At 72.3% G+C, this 18637-nt stretch carries 6 protein-coding genes; 4 read left to right on the forward strand and 2 right to left on the reverse strand.

Annotation, left to right across the window (positions count from 1 at the left end; genetic code table 11):
* The first annotated feature begins 281 nt into the window (after nt 1–281).
* The 4 genes from C1A38_RS07350 (at nt 282) to C1A38_RS07365 (ending at nt 15054) form a co-directional block, all read left to right on the forward strand.
* Entirely contained in the window at nt 282–1703 is a 1422-nt protein-coding gene (locus C1A38_RS07350) for an MFS transporter (RefSeq protein ID WP_102657076.1), read from the forward strand.
* A 52-nt stretch (nt 1704–1755) separates the two neighbouring features.
* Nucleotides 1756–2286 carry a winged helix-turn-helix transcriptional regulator gene (locus tag C1A38_RS07355; RefSeq protein WP_102657077.1) on the forward strand — a complete coding sequence of 177 codons (531 nt, stop codon included), beginning with the start codon at nt 1756–1758 and terminating at the stop codon, nt 2284–2286.
* A gap of 86 nt (nt 2287–2372) precedes the next feature.
* Nucleotides 2373–14093 (forward strand): non-ribosomal peptide synthetase, encoded by an 11721-nt coding sequence (locus tag C1A38_RS07360; protein ID WP_199180122.1) that lies wholly within the window; start codon nt 2373–2375, stop codon nt 14091–14093.
* 157 nt (nt 14094–14250) lie between these two features.
* Nucleotides 14251–15054 carry a VOC family protein gene (locus C1A38_RS07365; RefSeq protein WP_233196688.1) on the forward strand — a complete coding sequence of 268 codons (804 nt, stop codon included), beginning with the start codon at nt 14251–14253 and terminating at the stop codon, nt 15052–15054.
* A 107-nt stretch (nt 15055–15161) separates the two neighbouring features.
* Here the strand turns inward: C1A38_RS07365 and C1A38_RS07370 are convergent, their stop codons facing one another.
* A complete protein-coding gene (locus C1A38_RS07370) occupies nt 15162–16157 on the reverse strand; it encodes a ribonucleotide-diphosphate reductase subunit beta (RefSeq protein ID WP_199180125.1) in 996 nt (331 codons plus the stop codon).
* Between the two features lie 53 nt (nt 16158–16210).
* Entirely contained in the window at nt 16211–18586 is a 2376-nt protein-coding gene (locus C1A38_RS07375) for a ribonucleoside-diphosphate reductase subunit alpha (RefSeq protein ID WP_102657131.1), read from the reverse strand.
* Between the last annotated feature and the right edge of the window lie 51 nt (nt 18587–18637).

Genomic DNA, 18637 nt, shown 5'->3' on the forward strand with positions numbered 1-18637 from the left:
ACCGATCGACAGGCGTGACACCGCTCAGGGAACTCAGGAAACACAGGCTCGTGCTGTGGACGCACTGCTGCTATCTTCATTGACCCACGTAAGTTTCAAAACCGGACCGACGTGGCTGAGGGTGGTCCCGTCACGCGCGGCGCCCGGGCCACCGAGACACAACCCGGTTCGCACCCGGGTCCGTCTATCCGTGGCCACCGTGGTCGTTAACTGTTGACGGCACGTCCCGACACGCGCCCGAGGCAACAAGCGTCCGCGACACGGGGGAACCAAGGGGCTGGATGGTGGAAAACTTCAGCGGAGCGTCGGCAGCCCGTCTCGGCGCACGGCATTGGCTGGCGCTCGGCGCGCTCGGCGCGTCGTTCCTGGTGGTGGCAGCGGACAGCACAATCGTCTACACCGCGATCCCGAGCATCCAGCGGACACTTGACCTCTCCACGGGGACCGTGCAGTGGCTCATGTCCGCCTTTCTGATCAGCTTCGGTGGCGTCCTGCTGCTCAGCGGCCGGCTGGCCGAACTCTTCGGCCGACGCCGGCTGTTCACCATCGGGCTGGCGCTGATGACCGCCGCCTCGCTGCTGTCGGCGGTGGCCTGGGCCGGTGAGGTGCTCATCGGCGCCCGCGTCCTGCAGGGCATCGGTGCGGCACTGATCGCGACAACCGCGTTGCCGCTGCTCGCCATCGCTCTCGGTCCCGGTCCGGCCCGGGCCCGCGCGCTCGGCCTCTGGACGCTGATCGGCGCCTTCGGTGGCACCGCAGGGCTTCTGCTCGGCGGGCTGCTCACCGACACTCTCGGGTGGCGGTGGGTGTTCCTCGTCAACGTGCCGGTGGGGATCGTCGCCGCGCTGCTGGCACCGATCCTGCCGCCCGACCGCTGCGGCGGATCCGGGCATCCGCTGGAGGTTGCCAGCGGGGTCAGCCTGGTCGGTGCCCTGACCCTGATCGGCTGGACGGTCGTCGCAGCCTTCGCTCCCGGACGCTCGACCGGCCCGGCGCTCCTACGGTTGGCCGCAGCGGCGGTGCTGCTGCTGCTCTTCCTGGTCATCGAAGCACGGACAGGCCGCCGCCTGGTACGCCCCGGACTCCTGCGGTCCCGCACCCGGCTGGGTGGTCTGGTGGTGCTGTTCGCCGCCGGCACGCTCATCGACGGGGTGCTGCTACTTGTCACTCTGTACGGACAGGGTGCGCTGGGACTGTCCGCCGCCAGGTTCGGTGCGTTGATGGTCACCCTGACCCTGTCCTCGGTCGTCGGCTCGTACGTGGGTCAGGCGGTGGTGGTACGGCACGGGCTGCGGCTGGTCGCGTTGACAGGCATGTCCGTGGCCGGTGCCGGTCTGTTGGCGCTGGCCATGGTCAACGGCCCGCTGGACACCGCGGACTTCCTCAGTGTGCTGCCCGTGGTCGGTGCCGGCGCCGGTGCCGCCTTCGTCGCCGCGCAGATCGCCGTGACCCTCGGCGCCGCCGATGCCGATTCCGCGGCAGCCTCGGGCCTCAGCGACGCGTCGTTCAGCCTGGGCGGGGCGCTCGGGCTGGCCGCGGTGTCGGCCGTGCTCGTGGCGAACCAGGCCGCGTTGCCGGTGCCGATGGGCGCCGCCCTGCCGATGGCGTTCGCGGTGACCGCCGGGCTCGCCGCGGTCGGTCTGGTGGCCGCGTTGCTGATGTTGGGTCAGCAGCGTACGCCGGTGCCCAGCCAGGGAACGTAGGGGTGAGATTTCCATCCGACCGGAGCGAGCCGATCGCCTCTACGATGGCCCAATGGCTCTCCGCAGGTACGGTCAGGACTGTTCCATCGCACGAGCTCTGGAGGTCGTCGGTGAGCGTTGGACGCTGCTCATCGTCCGCAATGCAATGGTGGGTGACTGCCGCTTCGAGTCCCTGCTCGACAGCCTCGGCATAGCCCGCAACGTGCTCGCCCAGCGACTCACCACACTGGTCGAGGCCGGCGTCCTCGAACGTGTCCCCTACCGCGAGCGGCCGGTACGTCACGAGTACCGCCTCACCGAGCGTGGCCGTGAGCTGGCACCCGTGCTGGCCGCGTTGATGCGGTGGGGGGAAAAGAACTGCCCCACCGAACAGCCCTCGCCCAACCGGACCCTGGTGCACGTCCGCTGCGAACACCCGGTCGAGCTGGTGTTGCACTGCCCGTCCTGCGACGAGTCAGTCCCGACCAGCGAGGTGGTGCCTCGTCCGGTCGTGCGTTCCGCGGTCGAGCCCGGCGACCCGCAGCACTCGGCGGACGAACGGCCACCGACGGTTCTCACGACCACCGTTCCCGGCGTCCACTGACCGAGGGCAGCGCAGTCGCCGTCCATACGGTGACGGTCGGCAACTCCGGTTCCCGCCCCAAGATCCCAGCCACCTACCATCCTGCTGTGTCGACTGCGAGCGGGCCCGGCGCCCACCACGGCCTGCTGGGCGTACTCCTCGACGCCGCCGACCGGACACCGCAACAGGTCATCGTGCACGTCCGGGAGGATGGCACGGAGCGTACGGTCAGCTTCCGCCAGCTGCGGGACGAGTCGCTGCGGATCGCCGGCGGCTACCGGGCCGCCGGGATCGCGCCCGGCACAGCCGCCCTCCTGCTCGCCGACGCCGGCGACGACTTCCAGCCGATGTTCTGGGGCGCGCTCGCCGCCGGGCTGGTGCCGGTGCCTCTGCCGCCCGAACCGAAGCGGGTACGCGCCGTGCGGGAGGTGCTGCCCGACGCCGTGCTGGTGACCGACGACGCCACCGCCGCCGTGGTCGCCGGGCTACCCGAGCCGGTGCTGCGCCTGGCCGACCTGCGGACCGGCACCGCACCGGCGGAGCTGCCCACCGTCACCGGTGACGGCATCGCCTTCCTCCAGTTCTCCTCCGGCAGCACCGGCGCGCCCCGGGGCGTGGAGCTGACCCACGACAACGTGCTGGCCAACCTCGAACAGGCCCGGTCGGCCAGCGCGGCCCGCCCGGACGACGTGCTGGTCAGCTGGATGCCGTATTTCCACGACATGGGATTGATCGGCACCCACCTCACCCCGCTCGCCATCGGCCTCAAGCAGGTACGCATCCCCCCGCTGGCGTTCGCCAAGCGCCCCGCCCTCTGGTTCACCACCGCCCACCGGCACCGGGCCACCCTGCTGTCCGCGGCGAACTTCGCGCTGGCCCTGGCGGTGCGCAGGGTGCCGGCGGAGATCCTCGCCGGGCTCGACCTGCGCGCGGTGCGGTGCGTGGTGGTCGGGGCGGAACCGATATCTGCGACGGTCTGGCGATCCTTTCTGGCCCACACCCGTCCCGCCGGGCTCGATCCCGCCGCGCTACGACCGGTCTACGGGCTCGCCGAGGCCACCCTCGCGGTGACCTTTCCCCCACCGGGCGAGGTGGCCGTGCCGCACGTGCTGGACCGCGCCGAGTTGAGCCGCGGCCGGGCGGTGCCGACCCGGCCCGGCCCGCACGCGGTCGAACTGATGGACCTGGGCCATCCGGTGGCCGACTGCGCGGTACGCGTCGTCGACGACCGCTGTCGACCGCTGGCCGACCAGCGGGTCGGCCAGATCGAGGTACGCGGCCCGAACGTGGCCCGGGGCTACCATCGCGATCCGCAGGCCAGCCGGGACACCTTCGTCGACGGCTGGCTGCGTACCGGCGATCTGGGTTTCCTGCGCGACGGTCGGCTCTGCGTCACCGGCCGGGCCAAGGACGTGGTGTTCGTCAACGGCCGCACCTTCCACGCCGCAGACCTGGAGACCGTGGCGGTGGCCACCCCCGGCCTGCCCGCAGAGGTGAGCGTGGTGGTCGGCGCGACCGACCCGGATTCCGGTGGCGAACGGATCGTGGTGTTCGTGCCGTGGGCCCGTCCACCGGCCGACGCCGCTACGGTGCTCGCCGCGGTGCGGGGCCGGGTGGCCGAGGCGTGCGGTCACGACGAGGTCCGGGTGGTGCCGTTGCCGCCAGGCGCGTTCGCCCGGACCACCAGCGGGAAGTTGCGCCGCCGCCGGATGCGCGAACGGTACCTGGCCGGCGACTTCGCCGACCGCGAGCGGCGCTGGTGTCCACCGGCCCCCGCCGATGTACCGCGCGACACCCCACCGGCCCCCGCCGATGTACCGCGCGACGCTGCGTCCACCGCCAGACTCTCCGGACTGGAACTGGAGGCGCTCGTCCGCGATGTCTGGGCCCGGGTGCTGGGACGTCCACCTGCCACGATCGGGCCGCACGACCGGTTCCTGGCCATCGGCGGGTCGTCGCTCAAGGCCATGGAGGTGCTCGCCGGGCTGGAGGACGCCCTCGGCATCCCGTTGAACCCGGCGGACCTGCGGGACTGTCCCACCGTGGCCAGCCTCGCCGACCGGCTGGCCGACGCACCACTGCGCTGGCTCACAGGTGGCAACGTCGACGCCCCGGCCCAGGGCCAGGTGCCGGTCGCGGTGATCGGCATGGCCTGCCGATTTCCCGGTGCGGACACCCCCGAGCAGTTCTGGCAGCAGCTGGTCGACGGCGTGGACAGCGTCGACGTGGTGCCCGCACACCGGTGGACCTCGGCGGACGGTACCGCCCGGTGGGGTTCCTTCCTCGACGATCCGATGCTCTTCGACGCCGGGTTCTTCGGCCTCACCGACGAGGAAGCGCGGCTCACCGATCCGCACGCGAGGCTGTTCCTCGAGATCGGCCACGAGGCGCTGGAACGTGCCGGGTACGCCGGGCCACGCCGGCACCGGCACCGCATCGGCGTCTTCGCGGCCGTCGGGGAGAGCCCGTACCCGCAGATGGTGGCGGCGGACGGGTCGGCCGGCGGGGCGACGGCGCTGGTCGGGAACCTGCGCAACCTGATACCGGCCCGGTTGGCGCAGACGCTGGATCTCACCGGGCCGGCGATCGCGGTGGACACGGCGTGCTCGTCGGCGTTGGTGGCGCTGCACCTGGCGGCCCGCAGCCTGGCCGCCGGGGAGTGCGACGTCGCGGTGGTCGGCGGGGTGAACCTCAACCTCGCCGAGACCGGATACCGGCTGCTGGCCGCCGCCGAGGCGCTCTCCCCCACCGGACGGTGCCGCGCCTTCGCCGCCGACGCCGACGGTTTCGTTCCCGGCGAGGGCGGTGCCGCGCTGGTGTTGCGCCGCCTCGGTGACGCGCAGGTCGACGGGGACGAGGTGCTGGCCGTGGTCGCCGGGACCGCCGTCGGCAACGACGGGCGGGCGCTGAGCATGCTCGCGCCGAACCCGCACCGGCAGTGGGAGGTGATCGCGCGGGCGTACCGGGAGGCGGGCATCGACCCGGCTCAGGTGTCGTACGTGGAGGCCCACGGCACCGGCACCGAACTCGGTGACCCGGTCGAGGTCCGGTCGCTGGCGGCGGCGTACCCACCGCCCGTCGACGGGGTGGCGCGCGGGCTGGGTTCGGTGAAGACGAACCTCGGTCACCTGCTCAACGCCGCCGGCCTGCCGGCGCTGGTGAAGGTGGTGCTGGCCCTGCGGCACCGGTATCTGCCGCCCACCCTGCACCACACCCGCCCGGCCGACCGCTGTGACCTCGCCGGAGCCGGCTTCGCCGTGGTCACGCAGGGGCGACGGTGGAGCGCGTCAGGTCCGCTGATGGCCGGGGTGAACGGATTCGGCTTCGGCGGGACGAACGCCCACGCGATCCTGCAGGAACCCCCGCCCACCGCGCCCACCGCGCCTGGCGGGCCGGAACTCGGTCTGGTCACCCTGAGCGCGCACTCGGTGCCGGCGCTTCGGCAGGCGGCTCGGGACCTCGCCGCCCACCTGCGGGCGCACCCGCACCTGGCCGAGGCGGACGTCTGTGCCAGCACCGGCAGCGCCCGCGACGACGCCGCGTACCGGCTGGCGATGATCGCCGACGGCGAGCTGGCCGCCCGGGTCGACCGGGCCGCCGAGACGCCGGGCGAGCAGATCGCGCCGGTCAGCCGGCGACCCCGCACGGTTTTCGTCCTCCCCGACCACGGCGCCACGGTGCCCCCGGCGGCGGTACGTGACCTCTACGACCGGCTACCGGCCTTCCGCGACCGGCTGACCGAGGTCGCCGCCCCGGCGGTTAAGGGTCGGCCACTGCTGACCTGGTGCCTGACCGGCACCGACGATCCACAGGTCGCCCGGCAGGTGGCGGTGGCGGTCGGGCTCGCCCTGGTCGGTCAGCTCACCGCCTGGGGCGTACGGCCGGACCGGCTGCTCGGTGTCGGCGTCGGTGACCTGGCGGCTGCGGCGGGCCGGGGCGAACTGGACCCGGCCGAGGCGATCCGCCGCGCCGCCACGGCCACCCCGCCGACCGAGCCGGATTTGCGCGTCGCGCTGAAGCAGCTGTGCGCCGACGGGTACGACACCTTCGTCGACCTGGGCGCCTCGGGTCGGCTGCGTGCCGTGTCGCCGCACGTCGGGGTCGACCCGGCACGGGTGTTCACCGTACTGGAGGGGCCGCAGGCCACCGGGGCTCTGCTGGCGGCGGTGGGACGGCTGTGGGCCCTCGGTGGCCCGCTGGACCGGGCCGCTCTGCACGCCGGTCGACGGCGGGTGCCGGTGCCGACGTACCCGTTCCAACGACGGTCCCACCCGCCGTCGCCGGTGCTGCCCCTGCACCGGGTCACCTGGCGGGAGACGCCCTCGACCACCGGCGGGCCGACGGCCGGCCGCGACCTGCCGGCGCGGGTGCGGTTGCGCGGCCCTGGTGCCGACGGTGACCTGGCCGCCGTACTCGCCACGGCGCTGCGCGAACGCGGCGTCACGGTCCAGGTCGCACCGCAGGTCGACGACGGTACGCCGCCGGAGCTGACAGTGCTGCTCGCCGGTGCCGCGGTCGACCTGTCGGACGTGGCCGACCTCGATCGCGCCGTGGCCGAGCAGGTGCGCACCGTGCGTTCCCTGCTCGACGAGCCGGACACCCGGCTGGGTCGGCTGCTCGTGGTCACCGAGGACGTCCACGTCACCGGGCACGACGAGCGTCCTCGGCCGGTGCAGGCGGTGCTGGGTGGGTTGTGCGCGGCGTTGGCCGACGAGCGACCGGGCCTGCGTGCCCGGGTGGTCGACCTTTCCAGCGTGGACGACCTGGCGGTTCGAGTGGAGTCGATGTGCCGGGAGTTGTCCGATCTCCACCGGGCCGAGGCCACGGCTCGCCCCGCCGACCAGGTGACCGGGCTGGCCTGGCGGGCCGGACGCCGGCTCGAACGGCACCTGGTGTCGGTCCCGGTCTCGCGGCCGGGTGCGGCGCACTGCGATGACGTCCACGTGATCCTCGGCGGTGGTGGCGGGCTCGGGGCCGAGTTGGCCCGTACCCTCGCTCGCCGGGGACGACCCACCCTGCTGCTGGCCGGGCGGTCGGCCCAGGCCCCGGCGGGCCTGCTCGACGAGTTGGCCGCGGCCGGCGCCACCGCGACGTACCGGCGATGCGACGTGACCGTGCCGGCCGACGTCGACGCGCTGCTCGCCGGGCTGCCCCGGGTGGGGACCGTCTGGCACGCCGCCGGCACGGTCCGGGTCGGCACCCTGGCGGCGAAGTCGATGCCGGAGATCCTGGCGGTGCTGGCACCCAAGGTGCGCGGCAGCTACCTGGTGGCGGAGTCACTGCTGCGGCACGGTCACGACCGGGCGGCGCTTGTCGGCTTCTCCTCGGTCAGCGCGGTGCTGCCCGGTCTGGCCACCGCGATCGGCGACTACGCAGCGGCCAACGCCTTCCTCGACGCCTTCGCCGCCGCCCGGCGGGCGACCGGCCGCCCCTTCCAGGCCGTCGGCCTCGCCGCCGTCAACGACACGGGGATGGCGGCCCGAGGCGGCGCCCGCCACGACATCGCCGGCTCGCTGACCGCGCGGACCGTGCTGGACGCGTTGCTTGCTGCTCGGGACGTCGACGCCGCCCACCTGATCGTCGCGGACCGGCAACCGTCGACCGTGCCCCCGGCCGGCGTCGCGCGACGGGGTCAACACGTCGACGGCCGCGCGCAGGCACACGCTGAACGGCCCTCCCAGCCGGTCGCTTCCGGGACCGCCGGAATCGCCAAGGCGGGCGGGGTTTCGGCCCTCAGGTTGCAATCCCATCAGGGTTCGGACGTCGAGGAGTTGGCGCGGTTGCTGCGCCGACTGCTCGCGGAGCCCCTGCACCGTCCGGGCGACGAGATCGCCGACGACGACTCGTTCCTCGCCCTCGGACTGGACTCGCTGGCCGCAGTCGACCTGGTCAAACGGCTGGAGGACGAACTCGGCCGGCAACTGCCGGTCACCCTGTTCTTCGAGTACACCACGGTCGCCACGTTGGCCGCCGCGCTGGCGGAAACCGTTCCGGGGCAGCCTGCGGCCCATCCGGCCGGCGCGCGGGCGGAAACCGTTCCGGGGCAGCCCTCGGGCTACCAGGCCGCGCAGCCGTCGAGCGTGGCACGACCGGCGGCGGGCGAGGGATCACCGAGCGGGCCGCTCGCCGACGGGGAGCCGTTCGCCCTCACGGCGGTGCAGCGGGCCTGGTTCGTCAACGAACGCCTGCATCCGAGCGTGGCCGGTTACGCCTTCGTCCGGCAGACCGTCACGGGGCCACTCGACGTACGGCTGCTCGACCGGGCCCTGGCCGGCCTCGTCGCCCGGCATCCGATGCTGCGGGTACGGTTCCTCGCCGACGTCACCGCCCCGCGGCAGGTGATCGTGCCTCCGGCCGCCGCCGCGATCAGCCTGGACGTGCGGCCACTGGCCGGTGAGCTGACCACCCTGGAGGAGCAGCTCTGCAACACGCCTGTGGATCTGACCCGGCAACCGCCGCTGCGGGCGGTGCTCGCCGAGGAACGACCCGACCGCTTGCACCTGATCCTGGTGCTGCACCACGCCGCCGCTGACGGGTTCAGTCTCAACCTGCTCAGCGAACAACTCTGGGCGGACTACAGCGCACTGGTGACGGGTCGCACCTCCACGGTGCTGCCCGCCACCGGCAGTTTCGCCGCCTTCGCCGCTGACCTCGCCCCGCCCCGCGAGACGGATCTGACCTGGTGGCGTCGGGCGTTCGACGATCCGGGATGGACGCTGCGGCTGCCGTACGACGGTGACCCGGCGGGCCTGCCCGCCCCGCCCTGCGTCACCCACACCGACGAACTGGACGCCGCGCTGGTGGCGCGGCTGCGCGAGCGGGCCGCCGAAGCCGGTGTCTCCCTGTTCCACCTGCTGCTCGCCGGGTATCTGCGGTGCCTGGCGAGGTGGAGCGGGCAGCGCCGGGTGCCGGTCAACGTGGCGCGGGCCGGCCGGGACGCCCGGATGCCCGGCATCGAACAACTTGTCGGTCCGTTCGCCGACACCCTGCCCCTGCTGATCGAGGTGGACCCGACCGAGCCGGCCGCCCGGCTGGCCGACCGCCTCCGACGGTCCTGGACCGAGGCACAACGACACGGCTCGGTGTCCAGCCTGGACCTGGCCCGGCTGCTCCCCGCGACCGACAGCGGACCGCGTACCGCCAGCCCGGCCGGGTTCAGCTTCGCCCGGTTCCCGGTCGACACCGATCCCGACTGCCCGGTGACGGTCACCCCGACGGCGGCCGGCTCCGGTTCCGCCGCCACCGGGCTCAGCCTGCTGTGGTGGGAGTCCGGGACGACACTGCGGCTGTCCTGGAACTTCCCGCTGCGGTTGTTCCGGCGGCAGACGGTGGCCCGGCTCGCCGCCGAGCACCACCAGGAACTTGTCGACCTCGCCGCCGGGCGGCAGCGGGCCGACGACCAGGATCGCGGCGTACGACCGGAGCCCGCCGCCGGGGACGTCAGCGCCCGGATCCGGGCGGTGTGCCGGCGTACCCCGGACGCGACGGCGATCACCGACGGCCGGCGTACGGTCAGCTACCGGGAACTGGACCGGGCCGCCGACCGGGTGGCGGCGCTGCTGCTCGCCCACGACGTACGCCCCGGCGACCACGTCGGGCTGCTCACCGCCCCCGGCCCGAGTTCGATCATCGGGGTGGTCGGGATCCTGCGCGCGGCAGCGGCCTGGGTGCCGCTGGACGCCGCCCATCCTCCGGCCCGGCTCGACGGACAACTGCGCCGCGCCCGCGTCCGGGTGGTGCTGCACGACGACGACTGCGCAGCCACGGTCGCCCGACTCGACGCCACAGCGGTCAACCTCGACGGCCCGATGACCCTGCTCGACAGCCCGGCGACCACGCTCGACGGCCCGGCGGTCTCGTTCGACGGTCCGGCGGTCCGGCCGGACGACACCGCGTACGTGATCTTCACGTCGGGTTCGACGGGACGGCCGAAGGGGGTGCCGATCACCCACCGGTCGATGACGAACTACCTCGACTGGGCCATCGACACGTTCGGCTATCACGCCGGTGACCGGCTGGCCCAGACCTCGTCGATCTGCTTCGACGCCTCGGTCCGCCAGATCCTGGCACCGCTGCTGGTCGGGGCCACGGTGGTCACCTTCGCCCGGTCGGAACTGCGCGACCCGCAGGTGCTGCTGTCCCGGCTGGAACGGGACCGGCTCACCGTGTGGAGTTCGGTGCCCACCCTGTGGGAGCGGCTGCTGCGGGCCGCCGAGGACCGCACCACCCGCGAGGGCGTACGGCCGGATCTGACGGCCCTGCGGTGGGTGCACGTCGGCGGGGAGGAGTTGTCGCCGGTGCCGGTACGCCGGTGGTTCGACCTGTTCGGCGACGGCTGCCGGATCAGCAACCTGTACGGCCCCACCGAGGCGACGATCAACACCACCTGGCACCTGATCGACAACCGCCCCGACGAGGCGGTACGCCGACTGCCGATCGGTCGACCCGTCGGCGGGGCCCGGATCCGCGTGGTCGACCCGCACGGCAACCTCTGTCCGCCCGGGACAGCCGGTGAGCTGCTGATCGGCGGCGTCGGCGTCACCGCCGGCTACCTCGACGAGCCCGTGCTGACCGTCGCCGCCTTCACCCGGCTCGACGGCGAACGGTACTACCGCAGCGGCGACCGGGTACGCGCCACCGCCGACGGCACCCTGGAGTTCCTCGGTCGGCTCGACGACCAGGTGAAGATCCACGGGTACCGGCTGGAGCCAGGTGAGATCGAGGCGGTGCTGCGTACCCATCCGGCGGTGACCGCCGCGACGGTGCTGCACCAGGCCGAGCCGCATCCACGGCTGCACGCCTTTGTCGCCCCCACGCCGGGAACCGGGCCCACGGTGGCCCAGTTACGCGAACATCTCGCCGCCCGGCTGCCGGAGCCACTGGTTCCGGCGCGCATCCACCTGCTCGACACGCTTCCGTTGACCGTCACCGGGAAGGTCGACCGGGACCGGCTGCGCGCCCTCGGCGGCTTCGCACCCACCGCCGGCCCGCAGCGACTCCCGACACCCGCCGATCCGGATGCCGCTGCTGGCGGATACACCGCGACCGAGGCGAGGCTGGCCCGGATCTGGGGTGAGCTGCTCGACCTGCCGACGATCGCGCCCGACGACGACTTCTTCGCCCTCGGCGGCGACTCCATCCTGGTGCTGGAGGTCTTCGCCCGCGTCCAGGAACAGTTCCCGGCCACACCGAGCCCCACCGTCATCTACCAGCACCGAACCCTGCGGGACCTCGCCGCCGAGATCGACGCCACCACCGCCACGCGCCGCATCACCGACGGCACGGGCCGCACCGCCGCAGCCACGGACCGGGTCACCGGCCCGGCGGTGCACGCCGACGCGGACGGGCCCTACCCGGTGACGGCCACCCAGCGCGGTTTCCTGCTCGCCGATGCCATCGCACCGGGCGACGGCACCGCCTGGCTGGCCCGGCTACGACTGCGCGGCCGGCTCCGTCGCGACGTCTTCCAACGCGCCGTCGACCTGCTGGTGGCCCGGCACCCGATGCTGCGTACCGTCTTTCCGGCCGGCGTCCGTCCCCCGGTCCAGCAGGAACTTCCCGCCTCGCTACGGTTACCGGTCGGCTACCGGGCGGTCGCCGACCCCGCCGAGGTGGGCGACCTGGTCGCCGATGAGCGCCGCCGTCGCTTCGAGCCGTGGGCCTGGCCGCTGCTGCGCCTGCAACTGCTGGGGCTCGCCCCCGACGACCACATCCTGCTGGTGCACGGCCACCACCTGATCGGTGACGGCTACAGCGCCGCCCTGCTCGGCCAGGAACTGCTGACGGTCTACCACCGGCTGATGGCCGACCAGCCCGACGGACTGCCTCCGCTGCGCACCCACTTCCGCGACTACGTCGAACTGCTGGCCGACCGGGCCGCCGGCCCACCCGACCCGGACGCCCACGGCTGGTGGCGCGGACGCTTCGGCACCCCGTACCGGCCGCCGGTGCTACCCGCCCCCGGCAGCGCGCCCGACCCGGGCGGTACCTCCGAGCCGGTCTGCGGCTTCACCCTGGACGGGACAGTGGTCGCCGGGCTGCGCCGGCTGGCCGCCTCGGCGGCGACCACCCTGTACGCCCCGGTGCTGACCGCCTACCACCGGGTGGTGGCCCGGTTCACCGGACAGGACGACCTGGTCTTCGGCCTGGCGCTGACCGGAAGGGATCATCCGCTGCCGGACCTGCACCGGATCTTCGGCCCGTGCGCGGCGATGCTGCCACTACGGCTGGGCGGCTCGGCCGACTTCGCCGAACAGCTCGCCCACGTCGGGGCCGAGGTCGCCACTGCCCGCCGGTACGACGACCCGCCGTCGATCGCGGCGGCCGTGCCCACCGGCCCGGGCGGCACGCCCATCGGAGCGCAGTTCTTCTTCAGCTTCCTGGACTTCTCCGCCCGCACCGCGCCGCCGGCCGTGCCGAGTGGTGCCGATCGGCTCAGCCTCGACTGGGACGCCGACAGTGAACTGACGCCACCGCCCCTCGGCACCGACCTGTTCCTGACCGCGCGCCCCGAGCGGGACGGGCTCCGGGTCACCCTGCGCGGCTGTCCTGTCACAGTCACCCCGGCCGAGCTGCGCCGGCTCGCCGACTGGCTCCGCGCCGACCTGACCGCCGCCGCGCACACCGACCCGGCCCGTGGGGACCGGACGGCCACACCTGCCGTGGTCACCGGTGACGCCGCCACCGTGCCGGCGACGACTGCCATTCCCGGCCGATCGACCAGGCTGGCTGCGGCCATCGTCGGCTACCTGCCGCCACCGGCCCAGCTCGCCGCGATCGCCGGGCTGCCCGCCGGCAGCCTGCCCCGGGACCAGCTACGCGAACTGCTCTTTCCCGGTGGCCGTCCGCGTCTGCTGGAGCAGCTGACCACACCGCTGGGCGTCTCCGGCTTCGTCTGCCTGCCCCGCTTCGCCGACGAGCTGACCGCCGCCGGGGACGCCCTCGCCGACGAGACCGCCGAGGCGGTGGACCTGGCCGCCCGCCTCGGCGCCCGCTGCGTGTCACTGGCCGGGATGATTCCCGCCCGCACCGGCTACGGCGTCGGGGTGCTGCGCCGTACCCGCAGCGGGGTGGCGGTGACCACCGGCCATGCCGTCACCGTCGTCTCCGTCGTCCGCACGGTGCAGGCCGCGCTGGCCGCCACCGGGCGCAGCCTCGCCGGCCGCGACCTCGCCGTGGTGGGTCTCGGTTCGATCGGGTTCTCGGCGCTGCGGCTGTTGCTCACCCGTGCCGAGCAGCCCGCGCGACTCGTGCTCTGCGACGTTCCTGCCGCCGCGCCCCGACTGGGCGAGCACGCCGCGCGCCTGCGGGCGGACGGCTTCGCCGGCACCATCGAGGTGTGCCCGTCGGCACCGGGAATCGCCCCGCTCGGCTACACGGCGGACGTGATCATCGCGGCGACGAGCGCGGCCACCGCACCGATCGAGGTCGACCGGCTGGCACCCGGCACCATCGTGGTGGACGACTCGTTCCCGCCCGCACTGGACACCACGAAGGCCCTCACCCGGATGCGCCGCGACCACGACATCCTGGTGGTCGGCGGTGGACTCCTGCACGTCGGCGAGACCGCACGCGACATACCCGGAGACCTGCCGCCGGTGCCGGTCGACGGCAACGTGCTCGGGCTGCCCGGGACGATCGCCTCCTGCCGGTTGGAATCGCTGCTGTGGTCGACCGCTGCGGACCTGCCGCTGGTGCACGGCCTGGTGGACGACGCGACCGCGGCGACGTACGCGCAGGCGCTCACCGAGGCCGGCATCGACGCCGCGCCCCTGCACCTGCTGCACCACCCGATCGGGTCGGAGTTGCTCGGGAGGTTCGGACGCTGACCGCTCAGGCCAATTACTCAGCTGCGCCCGTCGCGGCTCGGCCCTACGCTTCCGTCCAGCGGTCGACGGTGACCGGGCCGGTGCGGTGGTCGAGCTGGTCGGTCGACGGTGACCGGGCCGGCGCTGCGGTTCGGCCTGGTCGGTCTGCGGAACGGAGATGAGCAACGAGATGGCATGTCACCTGTTCGCGCTCTGCGTCGACGCCCATCAACCGTCGCGGCTCGCGCGTTTCTGGTCGGAACTGCTGCGGTGGAACGTGACGGACGATCCACTCGACGGAGTCGCCCTTCTGCCCACCGACGACACCGGCTTCCGGCTTCGCTTCCTCGCGAGTCAGGAGCCCAAAATCGGCCAGAACCTGATGCACTTCGACCTGACCAGCACCTCCGTGGAGGACCAGCGGCAGACGGTGGCCAGGGCGTTGGCGCTCGGCGCGCGGCACGTCGACGTCGGGCAGGGCCCCGACGATGAGCACGTGGTTCTCGCCGATCCCGAGGGCAACGAGTTCTGCGTCATCGAGCCCGGCAACAATTTCCTCGCCGAATGCGGGTTCGTCGGCGCGCTGGCCTGCGACGGTTCCCAGCAGGTCGGCTACTTCTGGGCTGCTGCGCTCGGCTGGCCGCTGGTGTGGGACCAGGACCAGGAGACCGCGATCCGATCGCCGCACGGCGGCCCGAAGCTCACCTGGGGCGGCCCACCACTGATGCCGAGGTTGGGCCGTAACCGCCTGCACTTCGACCTCGTTCCCCCGCCCGGCGGTGACCAGCAGGCAGAGGTCGACCGCCTCCTCGCCCTCGGCGCAACCCGAATCGACGCCGACCCGGGTGCGAGCCCAGGCGACACCGGTCTGAGCGAGACCGGCCGAGCCGACGCCGGTCGGAGCGAGACCGGTCGGAGCGACGCCGGTCGGGTGGCGATGGCCGACCCCGACGGGAACGAGTTCTGCGTCCTGACTGCCTGACGCCTACTCGCCCTACAGCGTGTGGAAGCCGTTTCGGCGGTATGGCGGTATCCGGGTGGGTGGGTGACCGCCATACCGCCGAAACGGCGAATCGGATCAGACCGGGATCAGAAGTCGTCGTCGAAGGCCACTGTGCCGGTGACGCCGACCTGGTAGGCCGAGACGCGGCGTTCGAAGAAGTTGGACAGTTCCTGCACGTCCTGCAGTTCCATGAAGGCGAACGGGTTCGTCGAGCCGTACATCGGTTCGATGCCGAGCACCGCCAGCCGCCGGTCGGCCACGTGTTGCAGGTACTGGCGCATGTCGGCCAGCGGCATGCCGGAGACGCCCTGCTCCAGCAGGTCGGCCGCGAACTGGACCTCGCAGTCGACCGCCTCGGCGAGCATGTCGCGCACCTGCTGCTGCATCTCAGCGTCGAAGAGGTCGGGTTCCTCGGCGCGTACGGCGTCGACCACGTCGAAGGCGAAGGCCATGTGCATCGACTCGTCACGGAACACCCAGTTGGTGCCGGAGGCCAGCCCGTGCAGCAGCCCTCGGGAGCGCAGGAAGTAGACGTAGGCGAAGGCGCCGTAGAAGAACAGTCCTTCGATGCAGGCGGCGAAGCAGATCAGGTTGAGCAGGAACGCCCGCCGGTCGGCGCGTGTTTTCAATTCCCGCAGCTCGAAGATGGAGTCGATCCACTTGAAGCAGAACTCGGCCTTGCGGGCGATCGAGGGGATGTTCTCCACCGCCGCGAACGCCTCGTACCGTTGCTTCTCGTCGGGCACGTAGGTGTCGAGCAGGTTCAGGTAGAACTGGACGTGCACCGCCTCCTCGAACAGTTGCCGGGACAGGTAGAGCCGGCCTTCCGGGGAGTTGATGTGCTGGTAGAGGTTGAGCACCAGGTTGTTGGCGACGATGGTGTCGCCGGTGGCGAAGAACGCGACGAGCCGGGACACCAGGTGCTGTTCGGCCGGGGAGAGCTTGGCCAGGTCGGCGAGGTCGGCGTGCAGGTCGACCTCCTCGACGGTCCAGGTGTTCTTGATCGCGTCCTTGAAGCGGTCGAAGAACTGCGGGTAGCGCATCGGCCGCAGGGTCAGGTCCATGCCGGGGTCGAGCAGCATCTGCTGCTCCCCCGAGCCGGTGCCGGTGCTGGTGTGGGATTCGGAGACGGTGGTCACTGGCAGGCCTCGCAGCTTTCGGGATTTTCCAGGGAGCAGGCAAGTGCCTCGTCATCACTCACCGCGACGACCGACGTGACGGTCGGGGTGACGGCGACGGTGGCCTGCTGGATGCGGGTCGCGGGACGCGAGCGCAGGTAGTAGGTGGTCTTGAGCCCGGACTTCCAGGCGTACAGGTACATCGAGGAGAGCTTGCCGATGGTCGGCGCGCTCATGAACAGGTTCAGCGACTGCGACTGGTCGATGAACGGGGCACGGGCGGCGGCCAGGTCGATCAGCGCCCGTTGCGGCAGCTCCCACGCGGTGCGGAACAACTCCCGTACCTCTTCGGGCAGCTCGGCGATGCCCTGCACCGATCCTTCGGCGCGCTTGATCTGCTCGCGGATCGGCGCGGTCCACAGCCCTCGCGCCTTGAGTTCGCGTACCAGGTAGGTGTTGATCTGGAGGAACTCCCCGGACATCGTCTCGCGTTTGAACAGGTTGGACACCTGCGGCTCGATGCACTCGTAACAACCCGCGATCGAGGCGATGGTGGCCGTCGGCGCGATGGCCACCAGCAGCGAGTTCCGCAGGCCGTGCGCGGCGATCGTCTCGCGCAGCGCCGTCCACCGCTGCACCTGGGTGACGTCGGCGCCCCACAGGTCCGGGTGCAGCTCACCGCGCGCCGCGCGGGTGTCGGCGTACGCCGGGTGCGGGCCGAACCGCTGGGCGAGCTGCGCCGAGGTCTCCAGGGCGGTCAGCAGGATCTCCTCCTGCACCCGGCTGGACAGTTCCCGGGCCGGTGTGGAGTCGAACGGCATGCGCAGGGTGAAGAAGGCGTCCTGCAAGCCCATCAGCCCGAGCCCGACCGGTCGCCAGCGCGGGTTCGACGCCGCCGCCTGCTGCGCCGGGTAGTAGTTGATGTCGATGACCCGGTCGAGGAAGAGCACCGCGGTGCGGACGGTCGCGCGCAGCTTGTCCCAGTCGATGCCGTCCGCGGTGAGGTGCGCGGCCAGGTTGATCGATCCGAGGTTGCACACCGCCGTCTCGGTGTCGCTGTTGACCTCCAGGATCTCGGTGCACAGGTTCGACAGGTGGATGGTGTTGCCCGGTGCGCCGGTCTGGTTGGACAGCCGGTTCGACGCATCCTTGAACGTCATCCACCCGTTGCCGGTCTGCGCGAGGGTGCGCATCATCCGCCCGTACAGGTCGCGGGCCTTGACCGTGCGGACCGCCTTCTTCTCCGCCGCCCGGTACGCCTCGTCGAACGCCTCGCCGTACAGGTCGGGCAACTCCGGCGCGTCGGAGGGGTCGATCAGCGACCAGTCGCCGTCGGCTTCCACCCGGCGCATGAACTCGTCCGGGATCCAGTTGGCCAGGTTCAGGTTGTGCGTACGCCTCGACTCCTCGCCGGTGTTGTCCCGCAGCTCCAGGAACTCCTCGATGTCCGGGTGCCAGGGTTCCAGGTAGACGCAGGCCGCACCCTTGCGCCGGCCGCCCTGGTTGACCGCCGCCACCCCGGCGTCGAGGGTCTTGAGGAACGGCACGATGCCGTTCGAGCGCCCGTTGGTGCCCCGGATCAGCGCCCCTCGACCCCGCACCCGCGTCCAGGAGATGCCGATCCCACCGGAGAACTTCGACAGCTTCGCCACCTGGTGGTAGCGCTCGTAGATCGAGTCGAGTTCGTCGCGGGGCGAGTCGACGAGGAAACACGACGACATCTGGGTGTGTCGGGTGCCGGAGTTGAACAGCGTCGGCGAGCTCGGCAGGTACGCCAGGCTGGACATCAGCCGGTAGAAGCCGATCGCTTCGCCGGGTGTCTGGGACAGCCCGCAGGCGACCCGCAGCAGCCAGTACTGCGGGGTCTCCACCACCTGCCGGGTCTGCGGGTGCCGCAGCAGGTACCGGTCGGCGACGGTGCGCAGCCCGAAGTACTCGAACCGCAGGTCCCCCGCCGGGTCGACGGCGTCGTCCAGCTTGCGGGCGTTGCGGGCCACGAACGCGGCGGTTTCGTCGCCGATCAGGCCCAGGCCGTGGGCGTACCGGATGGACTGGCTGAAGCTGGCCACCTGCTGGCCGCGTACCTCCTTGTCGACGAACGCGGCCAGCAGCCGCGCCGCGAGCCTGGAGTACTGCGGCTCCTCACCGATCAGTTCGGCGGCCGTCTGGATCGACAACTTGTCCAGTTCGGCGGTGGTCGCACCGTCGTACAGGCCGCTTATCGTCTTCGTCGCCACCCGCAACGGGTCGATCTCGTCCAGGTCGGTGACCCAGCGCTCCACCGCCTTGACGATCTTGTTGACATCCACCGGCTCGGTGTCGCCGTTGCGTTTACGCACCTGCATCACGTGCCGGCGTTGCTCCGGCCCCGCCTGTTCCCGGGTCACCGTCATGGTCCCTCCTCGTACCGGTCGGCGAAGGTCGACGGGCACGCGGGAGGACGC

Source organism: Verrucosispora sp. ts21 (genome assembly GCF_002879555.1).
Lineage (GTDB): Bacteria > Actinomycetota > Actinomycetes > Mycobacteriales > Micromonosporaceae > Micromonospora > Micromonospora gifhornensis.